Source organism: Psychrobacter sp. NZS113 (assembly GCF_015864825.1).
Taxonomy (GTDB): domain Bacteria; phylum Pseudomonadota; class Gammaproteobacteria; order Pseudomonadales; family Moraxellaceae; genus Psychrobacter.
The window spans coordinates 212,931-235,918 of the sequence record NZ_JADYWL010000001.1 but is presented as its reverse complement, the minus strand read 5'-3'; the positions used below and the strand labels follow the sequence as shown (position 1 = coordinate 235,918).

Below are 22,988 nucleotides of genomic sequence, written 5' to 3'. Positions count from 1 at the left end.
GCGGTCACCTTTTTAATAAATTAATAAAGGATAAAACATTAACGCTGCTGCTATATATCAGGCGCAACATCTAAGATTAATAGACGCGAACTTTTGGCTCGATATAATCAACCGTCAATGGAACTTTGCGAACTGGCTTATAAATAATGCGGTTGCCTTCAGAATACCATAAGGTATGCTTCATCCAATCGTGGTCATTACGGCCGTTTGGTGCATAGTCATCATCTTCTGGACGATCGTAGTCAGAGACACTGTGGGCGCCGCGACTTTCATGACGCATCGCTGCTGAGATCATCGTCGCTTTGGCCACTTCATACAAGTTGGCAACTTCGAAAGCTTCGATACGCGCAGTGTTAAAGACTTGTGATTTATCAGCCAAATGAATCTGGTCAATTTTGTCGCCTAGCGCTAAAATTTTCTCAACGCCTTCGTCCATCATTGCTTGGGTACGGAATACGCTAGCATGCATCTGCATAGCTGCACGAATCTCATCAGCGACGTCTTGAGCATTGTAACCTTCAGTAGACTGCTGCAACTTGTCCAAACGACGCATAGTGTAATCAAGCACACGAGGATCAAGTGGCTTGTAGTTATGGTCAGCGTGATGGAATTCATCAACGATATGCTTACCAGCAGCACGGCCGAATACCAATAGATCAAGTAGTGAGTTCGTACCTAGCCGGTTGGCACCATGGACACTGACACAAGCACATTCGCCGATAGCGTAAAGACCTTTAACGACAGTGCCGTTAGCATACAAACCGTCTTCATCCGTGCCCGCTTCTAGATCAGGCGTGATTACTTGACCATGAATCGTTGTTGGAATACCGCCCATCATATAGTGAATGGTTGGGATAACTGGAATCGGCTCTTTAGTGATGTCTACGTTGGCGAAGTTTTTGCCAATCTCGAATACTGATGGCAGACGCTTCATGATAGTTTCAACACCCAAATGCGTCATATCCATAACGATATGGTCGGCATTAGGACCACAACCACGGCCTTCTTTGATTTCTTGATCCATAGAGCGTGATACTAGATCACGTGGTGCCAAGTCTTTTACGGTTGGCGCATAACGCTCCATGAATGCTTCGCCATCTTTATTACGCAAGATAGCGCCTTCTCCACGGCAACCCTCGGTCAATAGTACGCCTGCACCATGAACGCCCGTCGGGTGGAACTGCCAGAATTCCATATCTTGTAATGGAATACCTGCACGAACCGCCATGCCAATACCGTCACCAGTATTGATATAAGCATTGGTGGAAGCCGCAAAGATACGGCCTGCACCACCTGTCGCTAGGACAGTAATTGGTGACTGGAATACAGCAATAGTACCGGTCTCTTGCTCAAGTGCGATGACGCCATTAATGTTACCAGCTTCATCTTTGATCAAATCTAGAGCAATCCACTCGATGAAAAACTCAGTACCTTGCTCTAGGTTTTTTTGATATAACGTATGTAGCAACGCATGGCCTGTACGGTCAGCAGCAGCACAAGCACGTTGAACGGCTTTTTCGCCATAGTTAGACGTATGACCACCAAACGGACGCTGATAAATCGTGCCATCCTCATTGCGGTCAAACGGCATGCCCATGTGCTCAAGCTCATAGACGACTTTTGGCGCTTCACGGCACATATATTCGATAGCGTCTTGATCACCTAACCAATCTGACCCTTTGACGGTATCATAAAAGTGAAAGTGCCAGTTATCGTTACTCATGTTACCCAAACTTGCACCGATACCACCCTGCGCCGCAACTGTGTGCGAACGCGTTGGGAATACTTTGGTAAGGACTGCAACCTTCATACCTGCTTCAGCCAAATGTAGTGAAGCACGCATACCTGAGCCGCCACCACCAACGATGACTGCATCGTAGTTGAGGGTCTTAATATTACTAATGGTATTATCTTGTCTAGTTGCCATTACGGTTTTCCTAATGCCTGTTAATGCTTAGAATTAAATAAAAAAGCTGTATTAATCGTCATCTTATTGCAGGACCAAATGTCATATTTATTCGGCCATTGAACGCAATTATTTAAGACGGTGACGCAAACAACCTTTAACCACTTAATTTGCATATCTATCGTTATATTGGGCTAATTTCGTTTACTTTCAAATTAACTCAGCTATCTTTAAATGACTGCTTAAGTCAGAAACTGCCCAATGCTATGACTATTATCGGCTATAACGGACGGCTTTGGAGTCATTCAGCAGCCAATAGTGCTGCTAAGTGCATCCGTTATTATTTATAGATAGTAAAGGTATAAATTATTGGTTAAACGGCAACAACACTGAAGCCACTACCCCAAAAAATCATGATACCCCAAAATAGAAATACTAAAATAGCGATAATCATCAATGACTGTAGCACTAAACGTAAACCTGCTGCGCTTGAGCCTAATTTGCCAGTAGTAATGTAATCAGTAAACACTGTCCACATTCCAACCCAAGCATGACCTGCTAGCGCAAGTACGGCTACTAAGCTAAATAAACGCATAGGCAAGCTAGTCATGAATGATGACCACTCAAGATAAGTGACGTCGCCATGGGTCAAAAAGAAACCCAGCAACACCACACTATAAACGGCTAAAACAACAGCGCTGATACGCTGGATAATCCAATCACGTGAGCCTGAGCCGGTCAGACCAGTAGCACTTTTTATTCCTGAATCATTTTTAATCATTAGAACATCACCCATACAAATGACGCGACAATTAGAATCGCTGCAATCACAAAACTGATATTAGAAGCGGCACGTCCAGATTTCAGCTCTTCGTTCATGCCCATATCAGCAAATAAGTGCTTGATGCCCATCACAAAGTGATAAGCGATCGCGGCAACAAATATCCATGCTAAAAAGCGCACGAGTACGTTGTCAAATACGGTTGCAAAACTCTCAGGCGACGCCAAAGAATTCTGTAATAACCACAACATGACAGGAATAAGTAAGAATAAAATAATGCCAGATATACGATGCAAAATTGAGGCAATTGCAATCGGTGAGCGATTAACGCTAATCACTTGGCTTAAAGGCAGATCAATAGGTCGGTTGCTTTTCACAGCGGGCATCCTTTTTGCGGTTATACTCCTGTATCTGCTATCCACGCTTTGTATAAATGCTATACAACAGCGACGAGCAACACATGAGACGAATAAAGTAAGGAAGGGCTAGCTGACGTAGTTTAATTTGCGCTAAAGTTAAAAGGCAAATATGTCTTATACGATCATTATAGACTATCAAACCTGACTCGTTGAATTGATACACCCTTTATTAACGAGCCTTCTACTTACGTTATGACAATTTACGTTATGACAATAAGTACGAAGCATGGGATCAATCGATTAACTATTCTATTTTTACTGATTCCCATTAACAAAAAAAGATAACGCCATTGTGTCATCTCTATACGATCAATTTATTAAGGTAAACTTCACTGTTGGCTATCTAAAAATAGAACAGTTAACAAGAATATTCAAACGATAAGCTAGGTTTTGGTCTATAAACTGGTCGTCCAATCGTAACAAAATATGAGTAAAGCAATGCTTCACTGATTATTCCACTAAGATGATCGCTCAATATGCGCAAAGCTAGTGCCAGTTAAATCCCTCCAATTATAAAATGACTGGGCGCTAATTACAAATTTATCCCCTAAATATTGGTTATTAGAGATTAATTAACAAAAAGCTGGCTATTTGCAATATTAATTCATTAGTATTACCCAGCCCCAACGAGCCATAAATTCAAATCAAATGGTCGTTTGTTCATACTCTGTCTGTTTTATAGTTAATATGACTGAACCGTTAAACTTATAATCTTGCTAAAAACGCTTTAATATTATAACGTTAATGATAATCATTACTTTCTATAAAAAAGGGGTTTAAAAGACAAATTACTTATCAGACATATTTTGATACAAAAATTACAGTGAATAAACACGTCGAAACCATACTAATTGACAACATCGACGGTAAAAGTCTTTTCAAATCATAAGTAATTGCTGCTAATATACTCTGCGTATTAAATGAGTTATATGTATTTCAAGCATTTAACTGATGATGGCGCAAGGGTATGCGCCTGTAATAATCGATGACGCGAGGGTATGCGTCTGCAATAATTTTATTCTAACAAGCTAAAACAATGGAGAGCAATTTATGGCTGACACTAATGCCAAACTAACCGTAAATGGTGAAGAGTACGAACTTCCTATCATCAAAGGTACTTTAGGGCGCCCAGTTATCGATATTGCTGCTCTACAAGACTCAGGCTTTTGGTCTTATGACCCTGGTTTTAAAGTAACCGCCCCTGTCGAATCAAAGATTACTTATATTGATGGTGGTAAAGGCGAGCTATTACACCGCGGCTACCCTATCGATCAGTTAGCAAACAACGCTGAATACTTAGAAGTTGCTTATGCACTGATTCATGGCGACCTACCGAACGCTGAGCAAAAAGCTGATTTCTTTGAAAAAATCCGTAAGCATACGGGTGTTCATGACCAATTGCGCAAGTTCTTTGAAGGCTTCCGCCGTGACGCGCATCCAATGGCCATTATGGTTGGTGTCGTTGGTGCCTTATCAGCGTTTTATCATGAAGACCTAGACGTCAGCAACGAAGACCATCGTGAAATCACGGCTATCCGTCTGATTGCTAAAATGCCGACACTTGCTGCGATGAGTTATAAATACTCACAAGGCGAACCGTTCATGTATCCGCGTAACGACTTTAACTACGCAGAAAACTTCTTGTACATGATGTTTGCTACGCCTGCTGATATTGATTATAAAACCAACGACGTTATCACTCGTGCAATGGACAAAATCTTTACTTTGCATGCTGACCATGAGCAAAACGCGTCAACGTCTACTGTACGTTTGGCTGGTTCTACTGGTGCAAACCCTTATGCCTGTATCGCTGCTGGTATCGCAGCCCTTTGGGGTCCATCACATGGCGGCGCGAACGAAGCTGTTCTTGAGATGCTAGACGAAATCGGTTCAGTTGAAAACGTACCTGCATTCATGGAAAAAGTGAAGAGCCGTGAAGTGAAGCTAATGGGCTTTGGTCACCGTGTTTATAAAAACTTCGACCCACGCGCACAAGTAATGAAAGAAACTTGTGATGAAGTACTTGCTGCTCTTGGCATCAACGATCCTAAACTTGAATTGGCTATGGCGTTAGAGAAAATTGCTTTAGAAGACCCGTTCTTCGTTGAGCGTAACCTGTATCCAAACGTTGATTTTTACTCTGGTATCATCTTAAAAGCCATCGGTATCCCAACGTCAATGTTTACCGTAATCTTTGCATTAGCTCGTACTTCTGGTTGGATCAGCCATTGGTTAGAAATGCACAGCGCACCGTTCAAAATCGGTCGCCCACGCCAGTTATACACGGGCGAAACGCATCGTGACTTCGTTAAAGTTGAAAACCGTAAATAATTAAGTACGGTCTTTAACTAATAAAAAAATCCCGCCATTGTGCGGGATTTTTTATTGAGTAAAAATTGTCTTAATTGCTAAAAATATTTATTTAAACGATTCTAATGTCTGTTCATACTTGGCAATCTGTTCATCATATCCTTCAATCGTTTCGTTGAACTTAGACATAAGCGACTCAAACTCTTTTTGTTGATCAATTTTCATCTGCTGCATATCAATGACTTGTTGAGCTTCTATTTGCTCCCAAACTTGATGCTGTATTATCAACCGTGCCAGCGCTGGACTCTTTGCACTGACTCTCCCAGCAATTTCTGCGCTTTCAAACAACTGTGGCGCCAATGTCGCTATATTAATTAAAGTATTGATATCTTCTGCATTAAGCGGAGACGTCACAGGCTGATAAAGGGCATCCATCGCTTGCTGATAACTGTCAATGATTTGATCTTCGGTCATCATAGTCGGTTTGCGTGGCTCGAGACTGATACGTTTTAAGACGGTCAGATCACGCTCGCCTACTTCTGTACTGGTATTGATATCGGCAGTAGAGTCACTATCACTATCTACGGCGGTAGTAGTAGTAGCAGTATCTGTCGAATTAGTAGATGCTGTGATTGAAGGCGTGATACCAGCTGCATTTTTATCACTGCCATCAATGATATCGTCAGTGTCAGCAGGCTTGATATCAGTACCAAGTAGCGAGTCTGCATTTTCTGAGGTATCAGCAGCCTGTAGTGACTCATACTCTGCTTGTAAGCGGCGCTGTAACCCTTGCATCTGTGTGACGTAAATAGGCTGGAATTGCTCTATACGAGCAGCGGCTGCTTCGCTTTGCGCCATGGGCTCACTGTCTTTAAAAGTTTCTGGATCACTGGTCTGACTAGCATCAACTACAGGCTGTGTCTCTGACTGCTGCTGACAACCTGTCAATAAAATTATGCCAGTCAGTGTTGCTGCCAGCAATGTTGAGGACGAGCGGCGTGGCTGAACACTCTCACTTAGAGAGTTATCATAAGCCAAACGGTTGTTCGCTTTATGGCTAGCACTCAGAGCGAGCTTTACTGGCAAAAATTTAAACATGAGTGTAAATATCCTTGTTGAAGCACAAATATTAAAAGCTATAGTTATCCTAGCAATCCTTTGCTAATTTACTTTTCTCAGAGTTATCGTGACCTTGTAAAGCACAAAGCATGCTTTATACTAATTCTTATCATATAGTCATTCCACTATAAAAGTATCACTGCTTTGACCTCACTTGAAGTATTAAATATACATCTGCATTCGGTTGCCTTGTACTACTTTTAAATTGAATCAGCTATAGTCACTATTTGTCTCTATAAGAAAATTAAATTGTGAACGAGCTATCTGTATTTTTTGTTTCGTCGATAGAGCTTGTGACCAAAAACGGAATACAGGCTTCCAAAGCTTGGCAGTCTTGCCCGCGCCGATGAAGAATAAAGTAATCCTGTACCATGCGTGCTTGCTGCTCGATACCATACTTAAAAAAGGGTTTCCCTACCTCAAGCATATAATCATAACGACGATCGATAACTGCACCACGCACTACTTTTAAACCCTGCTGTAACTGCCATACATGAGTCAGCTCATGTATGAGCCAACTTTGCTTGCTCAATGAAGCGTCGCTAAAATCTGTAATCCAATCTGCGGGATTAAAATAAATATTGCCATTAGGACTAACAGCATAATTTTTTAGCACCCACCAAGCAGTCTTAAGCTGAACCTCATCAAGGTTGATACTGTTACCGAATACTGAGCGTGCCAGTGCTAATTCACTGACGGTGAGTATTCGTGATTTCTGCTGTGCGCCGCCATATAAATATCGATTCGAAAAACGCTTAAATATCGATTGAGACTTCATCACTGTAATACCTTATGCTTGATAGGCAACTTCTAATAAATCATGCTTGGTTAACCAGTCATATTAATACTGCTCATCGATATGACTGAACTGTTAATAGGGATGAAGTCTGAAAACCAAAGTGAACAGGACATAAGCTATACACTTAGCTAGCTTTCATTAACATAAGTCTGCGTTAGCCTATCGTGTAGGTACATACTAAATATAGTCATTCCACTATGAAAGTATGACAGCGTTCACCTCGCTTGAAGTATCACATATACATCTATACTCGGTTGCCTTGTACTACTTTTAAATTAAATCGACTATAGCATTTTTATAAATTAGCCTATATATATTGCTAAGGTCTAATGTTTACTAATGCGAAAATCGTGCCAAACAGGTAGGAATGCTTATTTCCAACAAGAATAATATATGTAGCATGAAGTGTAATTGCTTAGATGCAACTATAAAAAATCTATCAACCACTGTTATGACGCATCAATTGATAGCTGTTTACATTGATAATAGAGAGCCCTATGCCGCCTAGTTTTCATCCCGATACCCCACTTGCTCAGCGTATGCGCCCTACTTCTCTTACCGATATTATTGGTCAAGAGCATTTACTGGCCGCTGGTGCACCGCTACGACGTTTGGTCGAACAAGGACATTTACCCTCGATTATTTTGCATGGGGAAGCAGGTATCGGTAAAACAACGATTGCTATGCTGCTAGCAGACGCTGTTGGTCGACCTTTTCATGCGCTGTCCGCGTTGAATACTGGAGTCAAACAGCTACGCGAAGTATTAGACAATAAGGACTCACTGGTATTTGAATCACCTGTGGTATTTATCGACGAGATTCATCGTTTTAATAAGGCACAGCAAGATGCACTACTGGGCGCGGTAGAGTCTGGCGATATTACCTTGATTGGTGCAACGACAGAAAACCCCTCATTTAGTGTCAACAATGCCCTGCTGTCACGTTGCCAAGTGTATCGCTTAGAGCCTCTAACACCGGAGCAGATAGGCGCAGTGCTACAGCGAGCACTGTCCGAAGACAACGTGCTTAAAAAACTAACCGTCGACTTGCAAGCAAAAGACACTATCAGCCAACTGGCACATGGTGATGCTAGAAAGGCGTTGAACTTATTAGAGCTTGCCATTCAAACGGCTGACGCTAAGCAATCACCGATTATCGTCGATGATGCATTGGTCGCTCGGGTAGCACAGACTGCACTGATCCGCTATGACAAAGATGGTGATCAGCATTACGATATCGTCTCAGCAATGATAAAATCCGTCCGTGGATCTGACCCTGATGCAGCCTTATATTGGATGGCACGGATGTTGGTAGGCGGCGAATCTGCTGACTTCATCGCGCGGCGCTTGGTCATTTTGGCCAGCGAAGATATCGGTAATGCCAACCCTAACGCCCTACTCCTTGCTGATGCAGCATTACGCAGTGTGCAATCAATCGGCATGCCCGAAGCGCGTATTATTTTGGGTCAAGTGGTGGTTTATCTGGCGACCAGTGCCAAAAGTAATAGCACCTATAAAGCAATCAATGCTGCGATGATGTTGGCAGAAAATGATTCCTCTCCTGTGCCACTACATCTACGCAATGGCGTTACTAAGCTGATGCGACATCAAGGCTATGGTCAGAACTATGTATATCCTCATGACTACCCCAACCATTATTATCCGCAGTCTTATTTACCAGAAAATTTAATCGGCACACGCTTTTACGAGTTTGCAGACAATCAGCGAGAACAACATAGCAAACAATTTATGGATTGGCTAAAAACCCAAGCAGCAAGTAATGACTAACCACGTATAGACGTGCCATCTTATTATGTAACGTGCTCTTTAATGCCTGAATAGTAGCGATTATTGATAATACTTATGACTATTTTTGACATACTGAACGATATAGTGGGAAGATGACACAGCACGTTGCGCTGAAAAGCGTTAAAATAACCTCATAATGAACCATACAAGCAATTAAGTGAGTCACCTTTATATCAAATGATATTGCTTATAGCGCGCTTTGCTTGACCGTAATAGCGCTTTGCTTGACCGTAACAGCGCTTTGTATTATCTACTGCTCTAATAGACAGATAATGCTTTAGATTCCAAATCACACCTATCTATAAATAATAAAATATTGAGATTTACTATGAGTTTAAATACGATTCCTGAGATTATCGAAGACATTCGTGCTGGAAAGATGGTCGTCTTGATGGATGATGAAGACCGCGAAAACGAAGGTGATATCATCATGGCAGCGACCCATGTGCGCCCTGAAGATATCAACTTTATGATTACCCATGCGCGCGGCTTAGTCTGCTTAACCATCTCGCAAGCTCGTGCGCATCAGCTGTCTTTGCCATTGATGTCTGAACGTAACGAAGCCAAATTTAGCACTAACTTTACCGTATCAATTGAAGCCGCTGAAGGTGTTACGACTGGTATTTCTGCTGCCGATCGCGCTCGTACCATTCAAGCAGCCGTTTCTGCTACTGCTAAAGCTGAAGATATTGTACAGCCTGGCCATATCTTTCCTATCATCGCGCAAGATGGCGGCGTATTGCATCGCGCTGGCCACACAGAAGCAGGTTGTGACTTATCTCGCTTAGCCGGTCTTGAGCCAGCATCTGTGCTAGTTGAAATTATCAATGCTGATGGTACGATGGCACGCCGTGATGATCTAGAAATATTTGCTAAAGAGCACGATCTAAAAATAGGTACGATTGCTGATCTTATCAACTATCGTATAGCCAATGAGCAAACAGTAGAAGAAGTAGAATCACATCCATTTGAGACTGAACATGGTACGTTCACTTTGCATCGCTTCCGTGAGTTTGGTGCTGATGAAACCCATTTAGCATTAGTCAAAGGTGATGTCAGCGAAGGCGTCAGTACGGTACGTGTTCATGGCTTCCATCCATTACGTGATTTATTTGCGGCTAAAAATGACATGACTGGCCGTAGTGGTTGGAGTGTACAAGCGGCATTAAAAGAAATTAGCGCCTCAGACCGTGGTGTATTGGTTTGGATTGGTAGCAACCAACCCGTTGATTTAGGGGATGCGTTAGATAAAGCCGCAGACAATGAATCGCAATCAACGCTCACCCAACAGCCGTATCGTAGCGTTGGTGTGGGTGCGCAGATATTACGTCACTTAGGTGTCCGTGATATGCGTCTTTTATCATCGCCAATGAAGTTTTATGCGTTATCAGGTTTTGAGCTAAACGTGGTCGATTTTGTTCAAGCACCGCAACAAGACTAATATCTGCTTGCGTTATTGAGTTGAAAAGTTAAGCTTAAAAAAGGTACGCTACTCCAATGTTAGCGTGCCTTTTTTGTGTTCGATGATTTTACTTATTCTTTCAATTTACTCACTTATATAGAGCAATCCTTTTAGCTTTTAAAACTCAGGTGTATGACTAGCTTTCGCCTCTAATGCTAAGAGCCGTTCACGCTCCTCGGTTGTCCATGGTAACTTGTCTTTCGCACTACTATCTAAACGCACCACAACTGCCTCAGCCGTCGCAACGACTGCCTGTTGTGCCGTACTATAGTAACTGTACTCCATTACGATGCTGGTCCTACCCAAGCGCTGACAACGCACGCCTAATAATAGAGTATCTGGATAAGTCACTGGTCGTAAATACTGACAGCTCGATTGCGCCAAGACTGTGACCATACTGCCATCAAACATTCCTAATGCCTGCAAATACCCAATACGTGCTGACTCAGCATAGCGATAATAAACAACATTGTTTAAATGATTAAAGGCATCCATTTCACCCCAATGAATGGGTTGATGATGAATTACTGGGTAATGCGACAATTCGTCAGGATGATTATCCGCGATATTAGAGGCTGTACATGCTTCTTGATTCAAACTGTCCATAACGTCATTTCTCTTATTCTTCGTATTAATAAATCTTTGGCATAATAGGGTTTGTTAAACATTCAAATATTAGTACTGCCAGCACCACCTTTGAATGTTCAAAAAACCCTAACCATTAACGCGTTGGCTGATCCAAAATCTGAGTCGTTAACAACGGTGTCGGTTTTGGTGCATTGGCTATCAATCGGTCTAACCAATCTATAACTTCTGAAATATTCGCAGGCGCTGATTTGGTTTGTACATTGGTTTTGTTAGCTGCTTTTTTTGTACTTTCAAATGCTTGCTTGTCTGAGTTTTTTGGCTCTGAGTTTTGTGGAACTAGGCTCTGCAATTGCTTTCGTGCTTGTGTCAAATAACTGATAAATTGATCCTGTTCACGCATATTACTGGCTTGACTTGCTAGATTCAATGTCATGATGACTTCATGAATCATGAGCTGTCTACGTGTTAGACCTGTACTATTATCAGTGGTTTTTGTCTGCGGCGCTACATTAGTCACACGTTCATGACTGTGCAAAAAATCTTGAATATTTTGAATGGCTAAGTTTTGTAGTTGCCAAGGGCTGGGTTGTGAGCTTCTGGCTTGTAAACGCTCGATATCTTTCATCAAGCTTTGTTTGATAACGATGGTCAGCGCTGGCGCAATCTCATTACTACTCTGTGAGAGCTGCCAATGTAATCCTCGCAACAACTCAATCGCTGCACTATCGTTATTATCTATCAACAACCTATCAGCGGCTTGTATCTGAATACGTAATAAATCTAACTGGTTTTGAGCTTGACTGCTAACAGCGGCACTAGGTTTCGGTAACGTCTGTTGACTCATCGAAAATAAGCGATCATCCATCTCATTGAGACGACTGGTGATTTGCTCATTGCTTTGTAAACGATCATTGACGTTATGTTGAAAACGCTGTTGGCTAATATAAAGCCACAATAACGCGGCGACCAATAGTAAAATAACGAACCATTGCAGTCGCACCAACAACATATTTGCTTGCCGGCGTTGTTGAACAGCCGAAGGTTCCTTAGGTAACGATTCAGAATTAATTGACATAAGGCAACGCCGTTATTGGTAGGTTTAAATATAGTTAAAATTAAGAATTCAAAATATTAATGTTTAGATCTGATCGCAGCGAGAATAGTTTTTGGCGCCAAATCTTCCACACGCCAATAATACAGCTGCTGGTCTGCAACCATATTGGCCAAGCGCTCTCCTAGTACCACATACGCAAAATCTGCTAGCTCAAGCGGTTGAATAACTGTCGTCGCTTTATTAGCAGTTGATTCTAGGCCCTTCTCTGCCTCAGCGCTAACGATGGTTCCCCAATGCTCAAAAGCCGCACCACTACTGATCACCACGATTGGCTTTGGCCGCTCTGATAATGCTATATCTTGCTTCGAACAAAGCATCAGAAAATCTTGTAGCCATTGCTGATACTGAGCCCTTGCCTCTAAAGGCATCTTACGCTCATACCAAGCAATGCTATCGACATGGACACCACGCGCCTGTAATGCATCAACCAATAGTCGTCGCCCACCAAGTCCACGCCATACCAACAGCTTATCACCTGCTTGCAAACTCTCTATTTCAGGCATTGCCAGCATACCTTCGTTATTGGCAATTTCAGGCTGTCGCACCTGATATTTTAGCTCATCTGCAGGGCTATTATTTAATACGGATGCAGTCGCTTCGCCCACTGCGATAATGTGGTTCGGCGGTTGTAAAGATGCCTCTATTTGGTCATTTTCGTCATGTTGTACCTGATTCTCATGCTCAAGCATTTGCAAGACAGCTAAACCTGCAGCAGCAGCCGTTGGGCTAACGACAACAAGTGCCTTATAAGCCCCTGCTAGCCACTGCTGCATCAACATAATCTCATCATCAGTCGTTGGGCGCGACTGTAGCGCCAACATTGGTATCTCAACCACGCTCAACCCTGCCGATTGTAAGTGCTGAGTCAGTGGTGTCGACCGCTCTACTGGGCGGGTATTGATGACGACTTGTGGTAGCAACGAACAGTCATCCGTTGTTTGGTCGTTATGCATAGATTTGACGTACATTGACGATGACATAGACGTACCATGACAAAAGACTGATAAAGTTGGCTTGACCACCCATCAACATCTACAGTGAGGGCGTGATGGTTCAGCCAATAAAAATACTGACGTGTTATTCAGGATGATAAATCGCTGATAAGATATCACCAGCGCCATCGGCAAGCAGTAAGTTTGCAACATCAATACCAAGCTGATTGGCCTGTATTTCTTGTTTCTCTTGCGTGCCCACTAATGTGACCCGCTTTTCTGCCTTTAATAGCTTGCTACCATCGGCTTGACCTACTCGACCTCGGAGCCACAATACATTGCCATTGTCGTTATTACCGTTATCGCCATTGTCATCGTTATTGGCATCTGTTTCATTAGCCATTTGCAAGACAGCATAGGCCGCAATCGGCACTTGGCAACCACCCTCTAGATGACGATTTAGCGCTCGCTCTGCAATAAGACGAATACGGGCTTTATCATCATTAAGCGGGGCCAGCAGCTTTAATACTTCGTCGTCTCCTTCACGGCATTCAATTGCTAGCGCACCTTGCCCAACTGCAGGCAAGCAGGCATCAATCTCAAGCTCGCCGCGTATGCGATCATCCAGCTCAATACGCTGTAAGCCACTGGTCGCTAGGATAATAGCATCATACTCGCCCGCATCTAGCTTACCTAACCGAGTGCCGACATTACCGCGCAAGGTTTTGATTTGTAAGTCTGAGCGATAGGCTTTGATCTGACACTGACGGCGCAAACTGGACGTTCCCACTACCGCGCCTTGTGGCAACTCATCGATACTACTATAAGTATTAGAGACAAAAGCATCAGTCGGCGAAGCGCGTTTACAATAGACACCAAGCATCAACCCTTCAGGCAGCTGCATTGGCACATCCTTTAATGAATGGACTGCAATGTCTGCTTGCTTGTCATACAATGCTTGCTCAAGCTCTTTGACAAACAAACCCTTGCCGCCAATTTTGGCCAACGGTGTATCTAATATCTTGTCACCCTTAGTGACAATTTTGAGTAAGTTAATCGTCAATTCAGGATACAGCTCTAATAGCCGTGCACGAATATGCTCAGCTTGCCATAGTGCTAAAGGACTCTGACGTGTAGCGATGTTTAAAGTGGTCAATGCAGTTTGCTGCGAATTGCTCATAAAGGGCCTCAATAAGTTCGGTATTATTATGTTAGTGCTGTGATGTTGGGCTGTGCTGTCAGTGCTACTCGTATCTGTACGACATAATATCTGTATAACATGACGTCCGTGCTAAACGATGAGGAAACCTGCCACAGGCAACGGGCGGTATAAACCAGTTATAGTGAATACTGACGCAAAAAAAATACCCCTATTTAAGCATAAATAAGGGTTTGATGATATGGGATGATTATTTCGCTACTAAAACAGCAAGTTACATATTTTAAGTTGCATAATTTAAGTTACATACTTTGAATCTTGTCACGTAGTGCTGGCAGGTGACGACGACTGACGGCTAGTGTCTCATCAATACCTTTAAAACGTATCTGATACTGCCCTGCATCTAACGTTTCTAAGTAATCCAAGAAGCTGAGATTAATAATCGCGTTACGATGCACACGAAATAGCCGATCTTCAAACTCTTGCTCAAGCTCTTTTAGCGTTTCATCAATGAGTACAATGCCATCTTTGTGACGTACTTTGACGTACTTTTGATCAGCCGTAAAATAGTAGATATCCTTGAGCTTAATCAGCTCTACACCTCGGTGAGTACGAGCTGCAATATGCTCACGTACTGGTCGCGCGGTGGGATCTTCTAGCTTACGAATTTCATTTAACTGAGCAGCATTCAGGTTTTTTGCTTTATTCAGCGCCTCTAATAGCTCATCTTTATTTGCAGGCTTCAATAAGTAGCCAATCGCATTGGCTTTTAAGGCAGCAATTGCATAATGGTCATAAGCGGTGACAAATATAATCGCTGGTGGGTGATCAAGTTGTGAAAGCTCTTGAGCACAGCGCACACCATCCATTTCAGGCATACGGATGTCTAACAATATGATATCTGGCTGCTGCGTTTTAACAGCCATGATAGCTTCTTTGCCTGTTGTTGCTTGAGCCACTACTTGATGACCTGACTCTTGTACTATTCGGACCAAACGCTCACGCGCTAGCGGTTCATCATCACAAACTACAATACGCATGTAAACTCCCATCCCTAGACAAACTTAGTACTTTTAATAGACACTGCAAACTTACTATTACTAATTATCATTCGCTTAGCAGAAAAATATTTGATAAAACCACAAATAAAAAAGCCTATAATAACCGATAAATTAGGGCCAATAATAAATTTAATACGAGGCTATTTTTTGTATCTCATTTTTTATGTTTATTTGTTCACCGTTAGTAATAATTATTCTTAATCATTACTAAATATAAAGTAAAACAATAATATAGATATAAGATACGGTGCAATATGTATGCCATGCTGGTTTATTTGCAGGAAAAATAAAAATAAGTAATGAAAAAATCATCATAGACTGACGTCTTGTAGCGGATAGTCAATAACAGTAATGATTTGAGTGTTCGTCACTGTGCTTTTAATATCAGCACTTTGTCCAAAATAGGAACGCAAACGCTCAGCTTGGATATAAAAACTCATGTTTTGGCGCAAATCATGATTAATAATTAGCGTCTTTTTGGGAAGGTCGACACCAATCACAATCATAACCTGATGCTGTTGCCACGTTACTTTAATATTGATACAGATAATTTCAGTGGTCATCTCAACCACATTTAACAGCATTCGTTCCAATATACTCTGCAAGGTTAAGGCGTTGATAACCATGTCATACATGACATCTTCGTCAGGTAGATCCCATGTCACCTCAAGCTTATCTGCCAAACGGCTGGCTTCAATCGCCAAATAATGCTCACATAGCGCGATCTCTTCTTCAAAGCTAATCTCGCGCGCCCCATTAAAGCTGGCACGGAATAATGCAGAAACGTTCTGTAGTAAGGCAGCAGCTCGTGGTGGATTGGTTTCGATAAGTGATACAAGCGTGTTAAGGGTATTAAAGAAAAAATGCGGGGAGAGACGTGCTTTGATTATATCGTTCTGAGCACTTAGTTTGTGTTCAAATGATTGCTTGAGGGCGTTCATCTCGCGATAGCGGCGTAAAAAATACAGTAAAAATATCAAAGCAAAACCACCAGCACTCACGGTATCAACTAATATATCTGGAATGAACGTCCGAGGATTGTATTCAATCCAACCCATATTAATCATAATAAGACTGATTAAAGTCATCGAAATGGCATAGGTAGTCATTAGTATACTGACTACATATACCGTAACTTTAGGGATGCTCATGCTTTTGAAGATATGGCGCAGATAGTCGATGATATACAGCGATGGTATGATGCTTAACGTATTTTGAAGTAGCCTACTCGAGAGTTGCATTAAAAAATCTGCCCAAGTGGCGATCTCGTAACGATGCGTCACCGTCACGAATATCGACCAAAAAAAGACATATAACAGCCACTGCCAAGCTTTCATGACATCCATGAGCTTGGGCATAAAAAACTCTAAGCGCTCCGCTAGCAAGGCTACCTCATCCTTTGCTATACTCGAGTTCTCATTCTCTTGACTTGTCTTGTACCGATATGAACGCCAATTCTTCAAACCTTAGTAATCCCGAATCAAATGTAACTGCATCTATCTCTGATTCTAGCACAGATGCCTCTACAACAAATAATAGCCCTGCAAGCAGTCAGGGTCAGCAAATGTGGGGCGGTCGCTTTAGTGAAGCGACAGACAGCTTCGTTGCTGCCTTTACCGCATCTGTCGGCTTCGACCAACGTTTTGCGCGTCACGATATTCAAGGCTCAATCGCTCATGCGACCATGCTCAAAGAATGTGACATTCTAACTGCTGACGAAGTGGCCACTATCATCGATGGCTTGCAGCAAGTGTTGCGCGAAATTGAAGCCGGTGAGTTTAATTGGTCAATCGCGCTCGAAGACGTACACATGAACGTCGAATCACGTCTGACTGACATTATAGGTGCGGTTGGTAAAAAGCTCCATACTGGCCGTAGCCGTAATGATCAAGTAGCCACCGATATTCGTCTTTGGTTACGTGAAGAAACGGATAATATCATCGCCCTGCTAGTACGCTTGCAAAGTGGCTTGCTAGATTTGGCTGAGCAACATACCGATACTATCATGCCAGGCTTTACTCATTTGCAAACGGCACAGCCCGTCAGCTTTGGTCATCATGTGATGGCATGGTTTGAGATGTTGTATCGCGATACTGAACGTCTAGTCGATGCGCGTCGCCGTATTAATCAAATGCCACTTGGTAGCGCAGCGCTCGCTGGTACAACGTTCCCAATCGATCGTACGATTACTGCTGAGTTGCTTGGTTTTGAAGGTATTTGCCAAAACTCGCTAGATGCGGTTTCTGATCGTGATTTTGCGATTGAGTTTACCTCTGCAGCATCTATTCTCATGATGCATATGTCACGCATGAGTGAAGAGATTATCCTGTGGATGTCAGCGCAGTTTAACTTCGTGCAGATTCCAGATCGCTTCTGTACTGGCTCATCTATCATGCCGCAAAAGAAAAACCCTGATGTGCCTGAATTGGTACGCGGTAAAGCGGCACGTGTCTTTGGTCAACTCATGACACTGCTTAGCCTGATGAAGAGTCAGCCGCTGGCCTATAACAAAGACAACCAAGAAGACAAAGAGCCACTCTTTGATTGCGTCGATACCCTTACCGGCTGTTTATTGGCTTTTGGTGATATGCTACCTAACATCACGCCTAATAAAGAAAACATGCGTGCTGCCACTATGAAAGGCTACGCGACTGCCACTGACCTTGCAGATTATCTGGTACGCCAAGGTGTTGCGTTCCGTGATGCCCATGAAGTGGTCGGTAATGCCGTTGCTTTAGGTATCAAAGAAGGCGTTGATTTGAGTGATTTATCATTGGCACAGCTACAGCAGTTTAGCGATGCTATCGGTGAAGATGTATTTGATTATCTAACGCTAGAAGGCTCATTAGCAGCCCGTGACCATTTAGGTGGCACTGCGCCGAATCAAGTAAAAAAGGCCGTAATAAATGGCCGTGCTCGTTTGAAAGTTTTTGCTTAAAGCCAATTTATAACCAAGTAGTTTATTACTCTAATAATTGAAAAACACCCGCCTAAGTAGCGGGTGTTTTTGTTACCATAAGCAGGTAACGTCATTTAAAATATATCTATAAAGACCCATACATAATAAGGAACGCCTTATGACTGAGACTTTTAACCCTCAAGCCAACACTGTATTTTGCCGTAAATATAAGCAAAATTTGCCAAAGATGCCACACCCGCCTTTCCCTAATAAAAAAGGTCAAGAGCTGCAAGAAACCGTATCTGACAAAGCGTGGAAAGAGTGGATCGAACACCAAACCATGCTGATCAACGAAAACCATTTAAGCATGATGGATCCTGCTGCCAAAAAGTTCTTAACCGAACAACGTGATAAGTTTTTGGATAATGAAGATTACGAACGTGCGCAAGGTTGGACACCAGAAAGCTAATCTTGCCTCGCTTTCTGATAACCATCAAAAAACGCGCTATTTCAATAGCGCGTTTTTTATGATCAAATACTGTTCAAACAGCTTCTATTATTCATCATCACTGTCTGAAGCATCCAGCTCAGAAACTGACATTGGGCTAACTTGGCGCGCCGCCATACGTTCATTGGCTTCTTGTACGGCTTTTTCGACCAGTGTATAGTCAGAATGACGAACATCTTGACCACTAATATAGTTAATCACTAGCTCAGCGACATTCTGTGCATGATCGCCAATACGCTCAAGCGCACGCAATACCCACATAATATTAATCACTTTTGAGACATGGCGTGAGTCTTCCATAATGTAAGTCATCAACGCGCGAATAGCAGATTGGTATTCATCGTTGACCACATTGTCATTACGCATGACCTCAAATGCTTGCTCCGCATTCGATTGACTAAAAGCCTCTAACGAATTGTGTAGCATGAGGCGAACTTGATTACTGAGATGCTGTACTTCTGAGTAGCCGTACGATAACTTACCTTGAGCTGCGATTTTGTTTGCCATTTGGGCAATTTTTACGGCTTCATCACCAATACGTTCCAAGTCAACCACACCTTTGCTGATAGACATGACCAAACGTAAATCACTGGCAGCGGGCTGGCGTTTTGCGACCAACAACAAAATATGCTCGTCCAACTCTACTTCCATTCGATTGATTTCAAAATCCAGATCGATGACCTCTTGTGCCAATGTCTCATTTTTATCGATAAGTGCATGAATGGCTTTGGCCACTTGATCAGCAGCTCTATCCCCCATGTACAAAAACAACCGAATGGCTTCGTCAAGATCTTGGTCGAAACTTTTAGAGATATGCTTATCACTTTGCATAAGAGGTATTCCCTGAAATCTGTATATTGGTAACGCGATGAGATTTTTAGGTTAAACGAATTGGCTCACGAGACATTATCAAACGTATCGAGTATTTTTTACTTTTTCGATTATTGATGCTCAGTGTTAGCCATAACGACCTGTAATATAGTCTTCTGTCGCTTTTTGCACAGGCTTAGTAAATACTTGGTCCGTCTCACCCATCTCAATCATATCGCCTAAATACATATAAACTGTATAGTCTGATACACGTGCAGCTTGTTGCATGTTGTGAGTGACGATAGCGATGGTATAGTCGTTTTTTAGATCTTCAATCAGATCTTCAATTGCACCCGTCGAGATAGGATCTAACGCAGATGTCGGCTCATCGAGTAGTAATACTTCAGGCTTAGTCGCGACACTTCGTGCGATACATAAGCGCTGCTGTTGTCCACCTGATAAAGACAATCCAGAAGCCTTTAATTTGTCTTTCACTTCTGGCCATAATGCAGATTTTTTGAGTGCCCATTCCACGCGATTGTCTAACTCAGCCTTACTCAATTTCTCATAAAGGCGTACCCCAAAAGCAACGTTGTCATAAATCGACATTGGGAATGGGGTTGGTTTTTGAAAGACCATACCGACTTGGGCACGTAGCAAATTCACATCGACGTCTTTACCCAATATATTATTGCCATCTAGTTTGATACTTCCTTCAGCACGCATACCTGGATATAGGTCATACATGCGGTTGAAGGTACGTAATAACGTAGACTTCCCGCAGCCTGAAGGACCGATAAAAGCTGTCACTTTTTTGTCAGGGATATCAATATTGATGTTTTTTAAAGCTTCAAAATCACCATAGTAAAAACTTAGATCACGAATCTGCATTTTTGCTGGCGGCATGTTTTTTGGGAGATCATGAAGCGTTTGTTTGGTCAGGCTGGCAACATTTGGCTGTTCCATTTGCGTGCTAGTGGACATCGACCTGTTTAGTAGATTGCCTGTTGTCGTATTAAACTTATCAGCAGTCTTTTCTACACGTTTTTTGCTTACGACGTCATTCATAATGTTATCCAACCTGGCTCAATTAAAATTCATATAGTATCAATCTCAAAAAACATGATTAGCGGTATCAAACTTGCTTAGTCTACTAAACGTAGTACTCGCTTTCGTTTTGTTGCTACTCTAATTTTTGAAAATGCTACAGATGTATGTACATGCTTACTTTACTCTAATTCGCTAACAGTATTTATTTAACCTGACCTCTACTACCAATGAATCTCGCCAAAATATTTAGTACTAAGACAGAGGTAGTAATAAGGAGCGCCGCTGCCCACGCTAAAGTATGCCAGTTTTCATAAGGACTCATCGCAAACTGGTAGATCGTATTTGGTAAGTTGGCAAGGGGTTGACCCATATCTGTGCTGAAATACTGGTTGTTAAGCGCGGTAAATAGCAATGGTGCCGTCTCACCCGTGATTCTCGCAAAGGCCAATAACACCCCTGTGGTCAGTCCAGCTCTAGCAGCTTTAATCGTTACTTGCGTCACCATCTTCCACTTGGGTGTACCTAGTGCATAGGCGGCTTCGCGAATGCTATTAGGAACCAGATTCAGCATATTCTCAGTCGTACGTACGACCACAGGAATCACGATTAATGCCAAGGCTAATGCGCCCGCCCAACCAGAGAAACTTTGACCTTTTACCATTAGCGCATAAATAAACAGGCCGATAACAATAGATGGTGCTGACAACAAAATATCATTTAGGAATCGCGTGACCTTGCCAAGCATACTGCCTTGAGAAAACTCGGATAAATAAATACCGGTCATCAATCCGATAGGTGCCCCGATAAACAATCCTGAAAACGCTAACATGACTGAACCGACAATCGCGTTGCGTAAACCGCCTGCACTCATAGGCGGTGGCGTATCAGCAGTAAAGATAGGCAGCTGCACCATGCCTTGGAAGCCTTCAACAAAGAGCGTAAGCAAAATCCAAAACAGCCAAAACAAACCAAAAACCATTGCCGTCATGGCAAACCCAAGGCCTACTTTATTGGCCCAGCGGCGCTTATTATATAAGCTTCTGTTATAGCGCCCTTCAAAACCCGTGTTCAGCGGTGACGGTGCATTGATTGCGTTGGTAGCATTGTTAGAAGGCATAAAATGTGTTTCCCGTATTTTTATCAATACCAATAACCATCGACACTTAACTGATTGATTGCATCGAACTGCCTCAATAAAACTAAGGCAATCTAACGACTAACGATTACCTGCTTTTTTGTCCATACTCATGAGCATCAGCTTAGCAAGCGATAATACGATGAAGGTAATGACAAATAAGATTAAGCCCAGATGTAATAAGGAAGCCAAATGTAGCTCACTCGACGCTTCTGCAAATTCATTTGCCAAGGCCGACGTAATCGTAACACCTGACGTAAAGAGACTTGGACTGATATTAAAGGCGTTACCAATCAGGAAGGTCACTGCCATGGTCTCGCCCAATGCACGACCCAATCCCAAGATAACACCGCCTACCACACCCGCTTTAGTGTACGGTAAGATAATCTTGAACATGACTTCCCAAGTCGTCGCACCCATCCCATAAGCGGACTCTTTAAGCAGATCTGGCACGACAGAAAAAACATCACGCATGGTGGCAGCAATGAATGGAATAATCATGATGGCCAATACCAATGAGGCGGTAAACATACCTAACCCCATTGGTGCACCTGTAAATAGCTTACCGATGATAGGTAGTGGACCAATGTGCTCAATGAACCATGGCTGAATGTGATCGCCAAAGAAAGGTGCAAATACAAACAATCCCCACATACCGTAAATGATAGAAGGGATACCAGCCAATAGCTCAATAGCGATACCAAGTGGTTTTTTTAAGAACTTTGGGCACATTTCGGTTAAAAATATGGCAATACCAAAACTGACTGGAACTGCAATTAAGATAGCGATAAATGATGTCACCAACGTGCCATAAATAGGCGCTAATGCACCGTACTCATTAGCAACTGTATCCCAGTTATTGCTGGTATAAAAGCCCAAACCAAATGCTTGAATGCTCGGCCATGCGCCGACGATTAAAGAAACTAAAATACCACCTAAAGACATTAGGACAAGAATGGCAAAAGCTTTGGTTGCATTAACAAACAAAAAATCGTAACGTTTTTGTTTAGCCAATTGGGACCTTAAATCATTCATAAGTGTCTCAGCATTGAATAGGGTTGAGTCAAAATATTAGAAATCTTTATTGGGTTTTATCACAGGAAGCTTAGGATCAAACTTACTGTGATA

At 42.5% G+C, this 22,988-nt stretch carries 20 protein-coding genes; 5 read left to right on the top strand and 15 right to left on the bottom strand.

What is annotated here, in order from left to right:
* Nucleotides 1–76 precede the first annotated feature (76 nt).
* From sdhA to sdhC, 3 genes are all read right to left on the bottom strand, one after another.
* Nucleotides 77–1,927 (bottom strand): succinate dehydrogenase flavoprotein subunit, encoded by a 1,851-nt coding sequence (gene sdhA, locus I6E61_RS01035; RefSeq protein ID WP_194363423.1) that lies wholly within the window; start codon nucleotides 1,925–1,927, stop codon nucleotides 77–79.
* Nucleotides 1,928–2,279: 352 nt separating this feature from the next.
* Nucleotides 2,280–2,666 carry a succinate dehydrogenase, hydrophobic membrane anchor protein gene (sdhD, locus tag I6E61_RS01030; protein ID WP_227686587.1) on the bottom strand — a complete coding sequence of 129 codons (387 nt, stop codon included), beginning with the start codon at nucleotides 2,664–2,666 and terminating at the stop codon, nucleotides 2,280–2,282.
* A gap of 20 nt (nucleotides 2,667–2,686) precedes the next feature.
* Nucleotides 2,687–3,073, bottom strand: a complete 387-nt coding sequence (gene sdhC, locus I6E61_RS01025) for a succinate dehydrogenase, cytochrome b556 subunit (protein WP_197128677.1) — start codon at nucleotides 3,071–3,073, stop codon at nucleotides 2,687–2,689.
* 1,083 nt (nucleotides 3,074–4,156) lie between these two features.
* On the opposite strand from sdhC, the gene gltA reads away from it, so the two are divergent.
* Nucleotides 4,157–5,437, top strand: coding sequence for a citrate synthase (gltA, locus tag I6E61_RS01020; RefSeq protein WP_197128675.1), 1,281 nt, complete (start codon nucleotides 4,157–4,159; stop codon nucleotides 5,435–5,437).
* Nucleotides 5,438–5,524: 87 nt separating this feature from the next.
* Here the strand turns inward: gltA and I6E61_RS01015 are convergent, their stop codons facing one another.
* The gene (locus I6E61_RS01015) at nucleotides 5,525–6,514 is read right to left on the bottom strand and encodes a hypothetical protein (protein WP_197128673.1); all 990 of its coding nucleotides are present in this window, start codon (nucleotides 6,512–6,514) and stop codon (nucleotides 5,525–5,527) included.
* Nucleotides 6,515–6,779: 265 nt separating this feature from the next.
* Nucleotides 6,780–7,313, bottom strand: coding sequence for a type IV secretion protein Rhs (locus tag I6E61_RS01010; RefSeq protein WP_227685643.1), 534 nt, complete (start codon nucleotides 7,311–7,313; stop codon nucleotides 6,780–6,782).
* A 518-nt stretch (nucleotides 7,314–7,831) separates the two neighbouring features.
* On the opposite strand from I6E61_RS01010, the gene I6E61_RS01005 reads away from it, so the two are divergent.
* Together I6E61_RS01005 and ribBA are read left to right on the top strand one after the other, a co-directional pair.
* Nucleotides 7,832–9,121 (top strand): replication-associated recombination protein A, encoded by a 1,290-nt coding sequence (locus tag I6E61_RS01005; protein WP_197128671.1) that lies wholly within the window; start codon nucleotides 7,832–7,834, stop codon nucleotides 9,119–9,121.
* Between the two features lie 349 nt (nucleotides 9,122–9,470).
* Nucleotides 9,471–10,583, top strand: a complete 1,113-nt coding sequence (ribBA, locus tag I6E61_RS01000) for a bifunctional 3,4-dihydroxy-2-butanone-4-phosphate synthase/GTP cyclohydrolase II (RefSeq protein ID WP_197128669.1) — start codon at nucleotides 9,471–9,473, stop codon at nucleotides 10,581–10,583.
* Nucleotides 10,584–10,721: 138 nt separating this feature from the next.
* On the opposite strand, the gene I6E61_RS00995 is transcribed toward ribBA, so the two are convergent.
* The 6 genes from I6E61_RS00995 to I6E61_RS00970 form a co-directional block, all read right to left on the bottom strand.
* Nucleotides 10,722–11,210 carry a thioesterase family protein gene (locus I6E61_RS00995; RefSeq protein ID WP_197128667.1) on the bottom strand — a complete coding sequence of 163 codons (489 nt, stop codon included), beginning with the start codon at nucleotides 11,208–11,210 and terminating at the stop codon, nucleotides 10,722–10,724.
* 115 nt (nucleotides 11,211–11,325) lie between these two features.
* Complete coding sequence (locus I6E61_RS00990; RefSeq protein ID WP_197128665.1) at nucleotides 11,326–12,267, bottom strand: hypothetical protein; 942 nt, start codon at nucleotides 12,265–12,267, stop codon at nucleotides 11,326–11,328.
* A 56-nt stretch (nucleotides 12,268–12,323) separates the two neighbouring features.
* Nucleotides 12,324–13,286, bottom strand: a complete 963-nt coding sequence (locus I6E61_RS00985) for a uroporphyrinogen-III synthase (protein ID WP_227685615.1) — start codon at nucleotides 13,284–13,286, stop codon at nucleotides 12,324–12,326.
* Between the two features lie 97 nt (nucleotides 13,287–13,383).
* The gene (hemC, locus tag I6E61_RS00980) at nucleotides 13,384–14,418 is read right to left on the bottom strand and encodes a hydroxymethylbilane synthase (RefSeq protein WP_197128663.1); all 1,035 of its coding nucleotides are present in this window, start codon (nucleotides 14,416–14,418) and stop codon (nucleotides 13,384–13,386) included.
* A 281-nt stretch (nucleotides 14,419–14,699) separates the two neighbouring features.
* Nucleotides 14,700–15,437, bottom strand: coding sequence for a LytTR family DNA-binding domain-containing protein (locus I6E61_RS00975; RefSeq protein ID WP_197128661.1), 738 nt, complete (start codon nucleotides 15,435–15,437; stop codon nucleotides 14,700–14,702).
* 332 nt (nucleotides 15,438–15,769) lie between these two features.
* A complete protein-coding gene (locus I6E61_RS00970; RefSeq protein ID WP_227685614.1) occupies nucleotides 15,770–16,816 on the bottom strand; it encodes a histidine kinase in 1,047 nt (348 codons plus the stop codon).
* Nucleotides 16,817–17,022: 206 nt separating this feature from the next.
* On the opposite strand from I6E61_RS00970, the gene argH reads away from it, so the two are divergent.
* Together argH and I6E61_RS00960 are read left to right on the top strand one after the other, a co-directional pair.
* A complete protein-coding gene (gene argH, locus I6E61_RS00965) occupies nucleotides 17,023–18,396 on the top strand; it encodes an argininosuccinate lyase (RefSeq protein ID WP_197129426.1) in 1,374 nt (457 codons plus the stop codon).
* 139 nt (nucleotides 18,397–18,535) lie between these two features.
* Nucleotides 18,536–18,826 (top strand): oxidative damage protection protein, encoded by a 291-nt coding sequence (locus I6E61_RS00960; protein ID WP_197128657.1) that lies wholly within the window; start codon nucleotides 18,536–18,538, stop codon nucleotides 18,824–18,826.
* Between the two features lie 87 nt (nucleotides 18,827–18,913).
* Here I6E61_RS00960 and phoU read toward each other — a convergent pair whose 3' ends face one another.
* From phoU to pstC, 4 genes are all read right to left on the bottom strand, one after another.
* A complete protein-coding gene (gene phoU, locus I6E61_RS00955) occupies nucleotides 18,914–19,696 on the bottom strand; it encodes a phosphate signaling complex protein PhoU (RefSeq protein ID WP_197128655.1) in 783 nt (260 codons plus the stop codon).
* Nucleotides 19,697–19,822: 126 nt separating this feature from the next.
* On the bottom strand, nucleotides 19,823–20,581 hold the full coding sequence (gene pstB / locus I6E61_RS00950) for a phosphate ABC transporter ATP-binding protein PstB (protein WP_227669196.1): 759 nt from the start codon (nucleotides 20,579–20,581) through the stop codon (nucleotides 19,823–19,825).
* A gap of 346 nt (nucleotides 20,582–20,927) precedes the next feature.
* Nucleotides 20,928–21,842 (bottom strand): phosphate ABC transporter permease PstA, encoded by a 915-nt coding sequence (pstA, locus tag I6E61_RS00945; RefSeq protein ID WP_194196188.1) that lies wholly within the window; start codon nucleotides 21,840–21,842, stop codon nucleotides 20,928–20,930.
* A 99-nt stretch (nucleotides 21,843–21,941) separates the two neighbouring features.
* On the bottom strand, nucleotides 21,942–22,895 hold the full coding sequence (pstC, locus tag I6E61_RS00940; protein ID WP_194196189.1) for a phosphate ABC transporter permease subunit PstC: 954 nt from the start codon (nucleotides 22,893–22,895) through the stop codon (nucleotides 21,942–21,944).
* Nucleotides 22,896–22,988: the final 93 nt, after the last annotated feature.

What these genes read in the sequence shown, in the direction of transcription:
- sdhA (WP_194363423.1), bottom strand. Translation starts at nt 1,927, where the DNA reads ATGGCAACTAGACAAGATAATACCATTAGTAATATTAAGACCCTCAAC.
- sdhC (WP_197128677.1), bottom strand. Translation starts at nt 3,073, where the DNA reads ATGCCCGCTGTGAAAAGCAACCGACCTATTGATCTGCCTTTAAGCCAA.
- gltA (WP_197128675.1), top strand. Translation starts at nt 4,157, where the DNA reads ATGGCTGACACTAATGCCAAACTAACCGTAAATGGTGAAGAGTACGAA.
- I6E61_RS01015 (WP_197128673.1), bottom strand. Translation starts at nt 6,514, where the DNA reads ATGTTTAAATTTTTGCCAGTAAAGCTCGCTCTGAGTGCTAGCCATAAA.
- I6E61_RS01010 (WP_227685643.1), bottom strand. Translation starts at nt 7,313, where the DNA reads ATGAAGTCTCAATCGATATTTAAGCGTTTTTCGAATCGATATTTATAT.
- I6E61_RS01005 (WP_197128671.1), top strand. Translation starts at nt 7,832, where the DNA reads ATGCCGCCTAGTTTTCATCCCGATACCCCACTTGCTCAGCGTATGCGC.
- ribBA (WP_197128669.1), top strand. Translation starts at nt 9,471, where the DNA reads ATGAGTTTAAATACGATTCCTGAGATTATCGAAGACATTCGTGCTGGA.
- I6E61_RS00995 (WP_197128667.1), bottom strand. Translation starts at nt 11,210, where the DNA reads ATGGACAGTTTGAATCAAGAAGCATGTACAGCCTCTAATATCGCGGAT.
- I6E61_RS00990 (WP_197128665.1), bottom strand. Translation starts at nt 12,267, where the DNA reads ATGTCAATTAATTCTGAATCGTTACCTAAGGAACCTTCGGCTGTTCAA.
- I6E61_RS00985 (WP_227685615.1), bottom strand. Translation starts at nt 13,286, where the DNA reads ATGTCATCGTCAATGTACGTCAAATCTATGCATAACGACCAAACAACG.
- hemC (WP_197128663.1), bottom strand. Translation starts at nt 14,418, where the DNA reads ATGAGCAATTCGCAGCAAACTGCATTGACCACTTTAAACATCGCTACA.
- I6E61_RS00975 (WP_197128661.1), bottom strand. Translation starts at nt 15,437, where the DNA reads ATGCGTATTGTAGTTTGTGATGATGAACCGCTAGCGCGTGAGCGTTTG.
- I6E61_RS00970 (WP_227685614.1), bottom strand. Translation starts at nt 16,816, where the DNA reads ATGCCCAAGCTCATGGATGTCATGAAAGCTTGGCAGTGGCTGTTATAT.
- argH (WP_197129426.1), top strand. Translation starts at nt 17,023, where the DNA reads ATGTGGGGCGGTCGCTTTAGTGAAGCGACAGACAGCTTCGTTGCTGCC.
- I6E61_RS00960 (WP_197128657.1), top strand. Translation starts at nt 18,536, where the DNA reads ATGACTGAGACTTTTAACCCTCAAGCCAACACTGTATTTTGCCGTAAA.
- phoU (WP_197128655.1), bottom strand. Translation starts at nt 19,696, where the DNA reads ATGCAAAGTGATAAGCATATCTCTAAAAGTTTCGACCAAGATCTTGAC.
- pstB (WP_227669196.1), bottom strand. Translation starts at nt 20,581, where the DNA reads ATGCCGCCAGCAAAAATGCAGATTCGTGATCTAAGTTTTTACTATGGT.
- pstA (WP_194196188.1), bottom strand. Translation starts at nt 21,842, where the DNA reads ATGCCTTCTAACAATGCTACCAACGCAATCAATGCACCGTCACCGCTG.
- pstC (WP_194196189.1), bottom strand. Translation starts at nt 22,895, where the DNA reads ATGAATGATTTAAGGTCCCAATTGGCTAAACAAAAACGTTACGATTTT.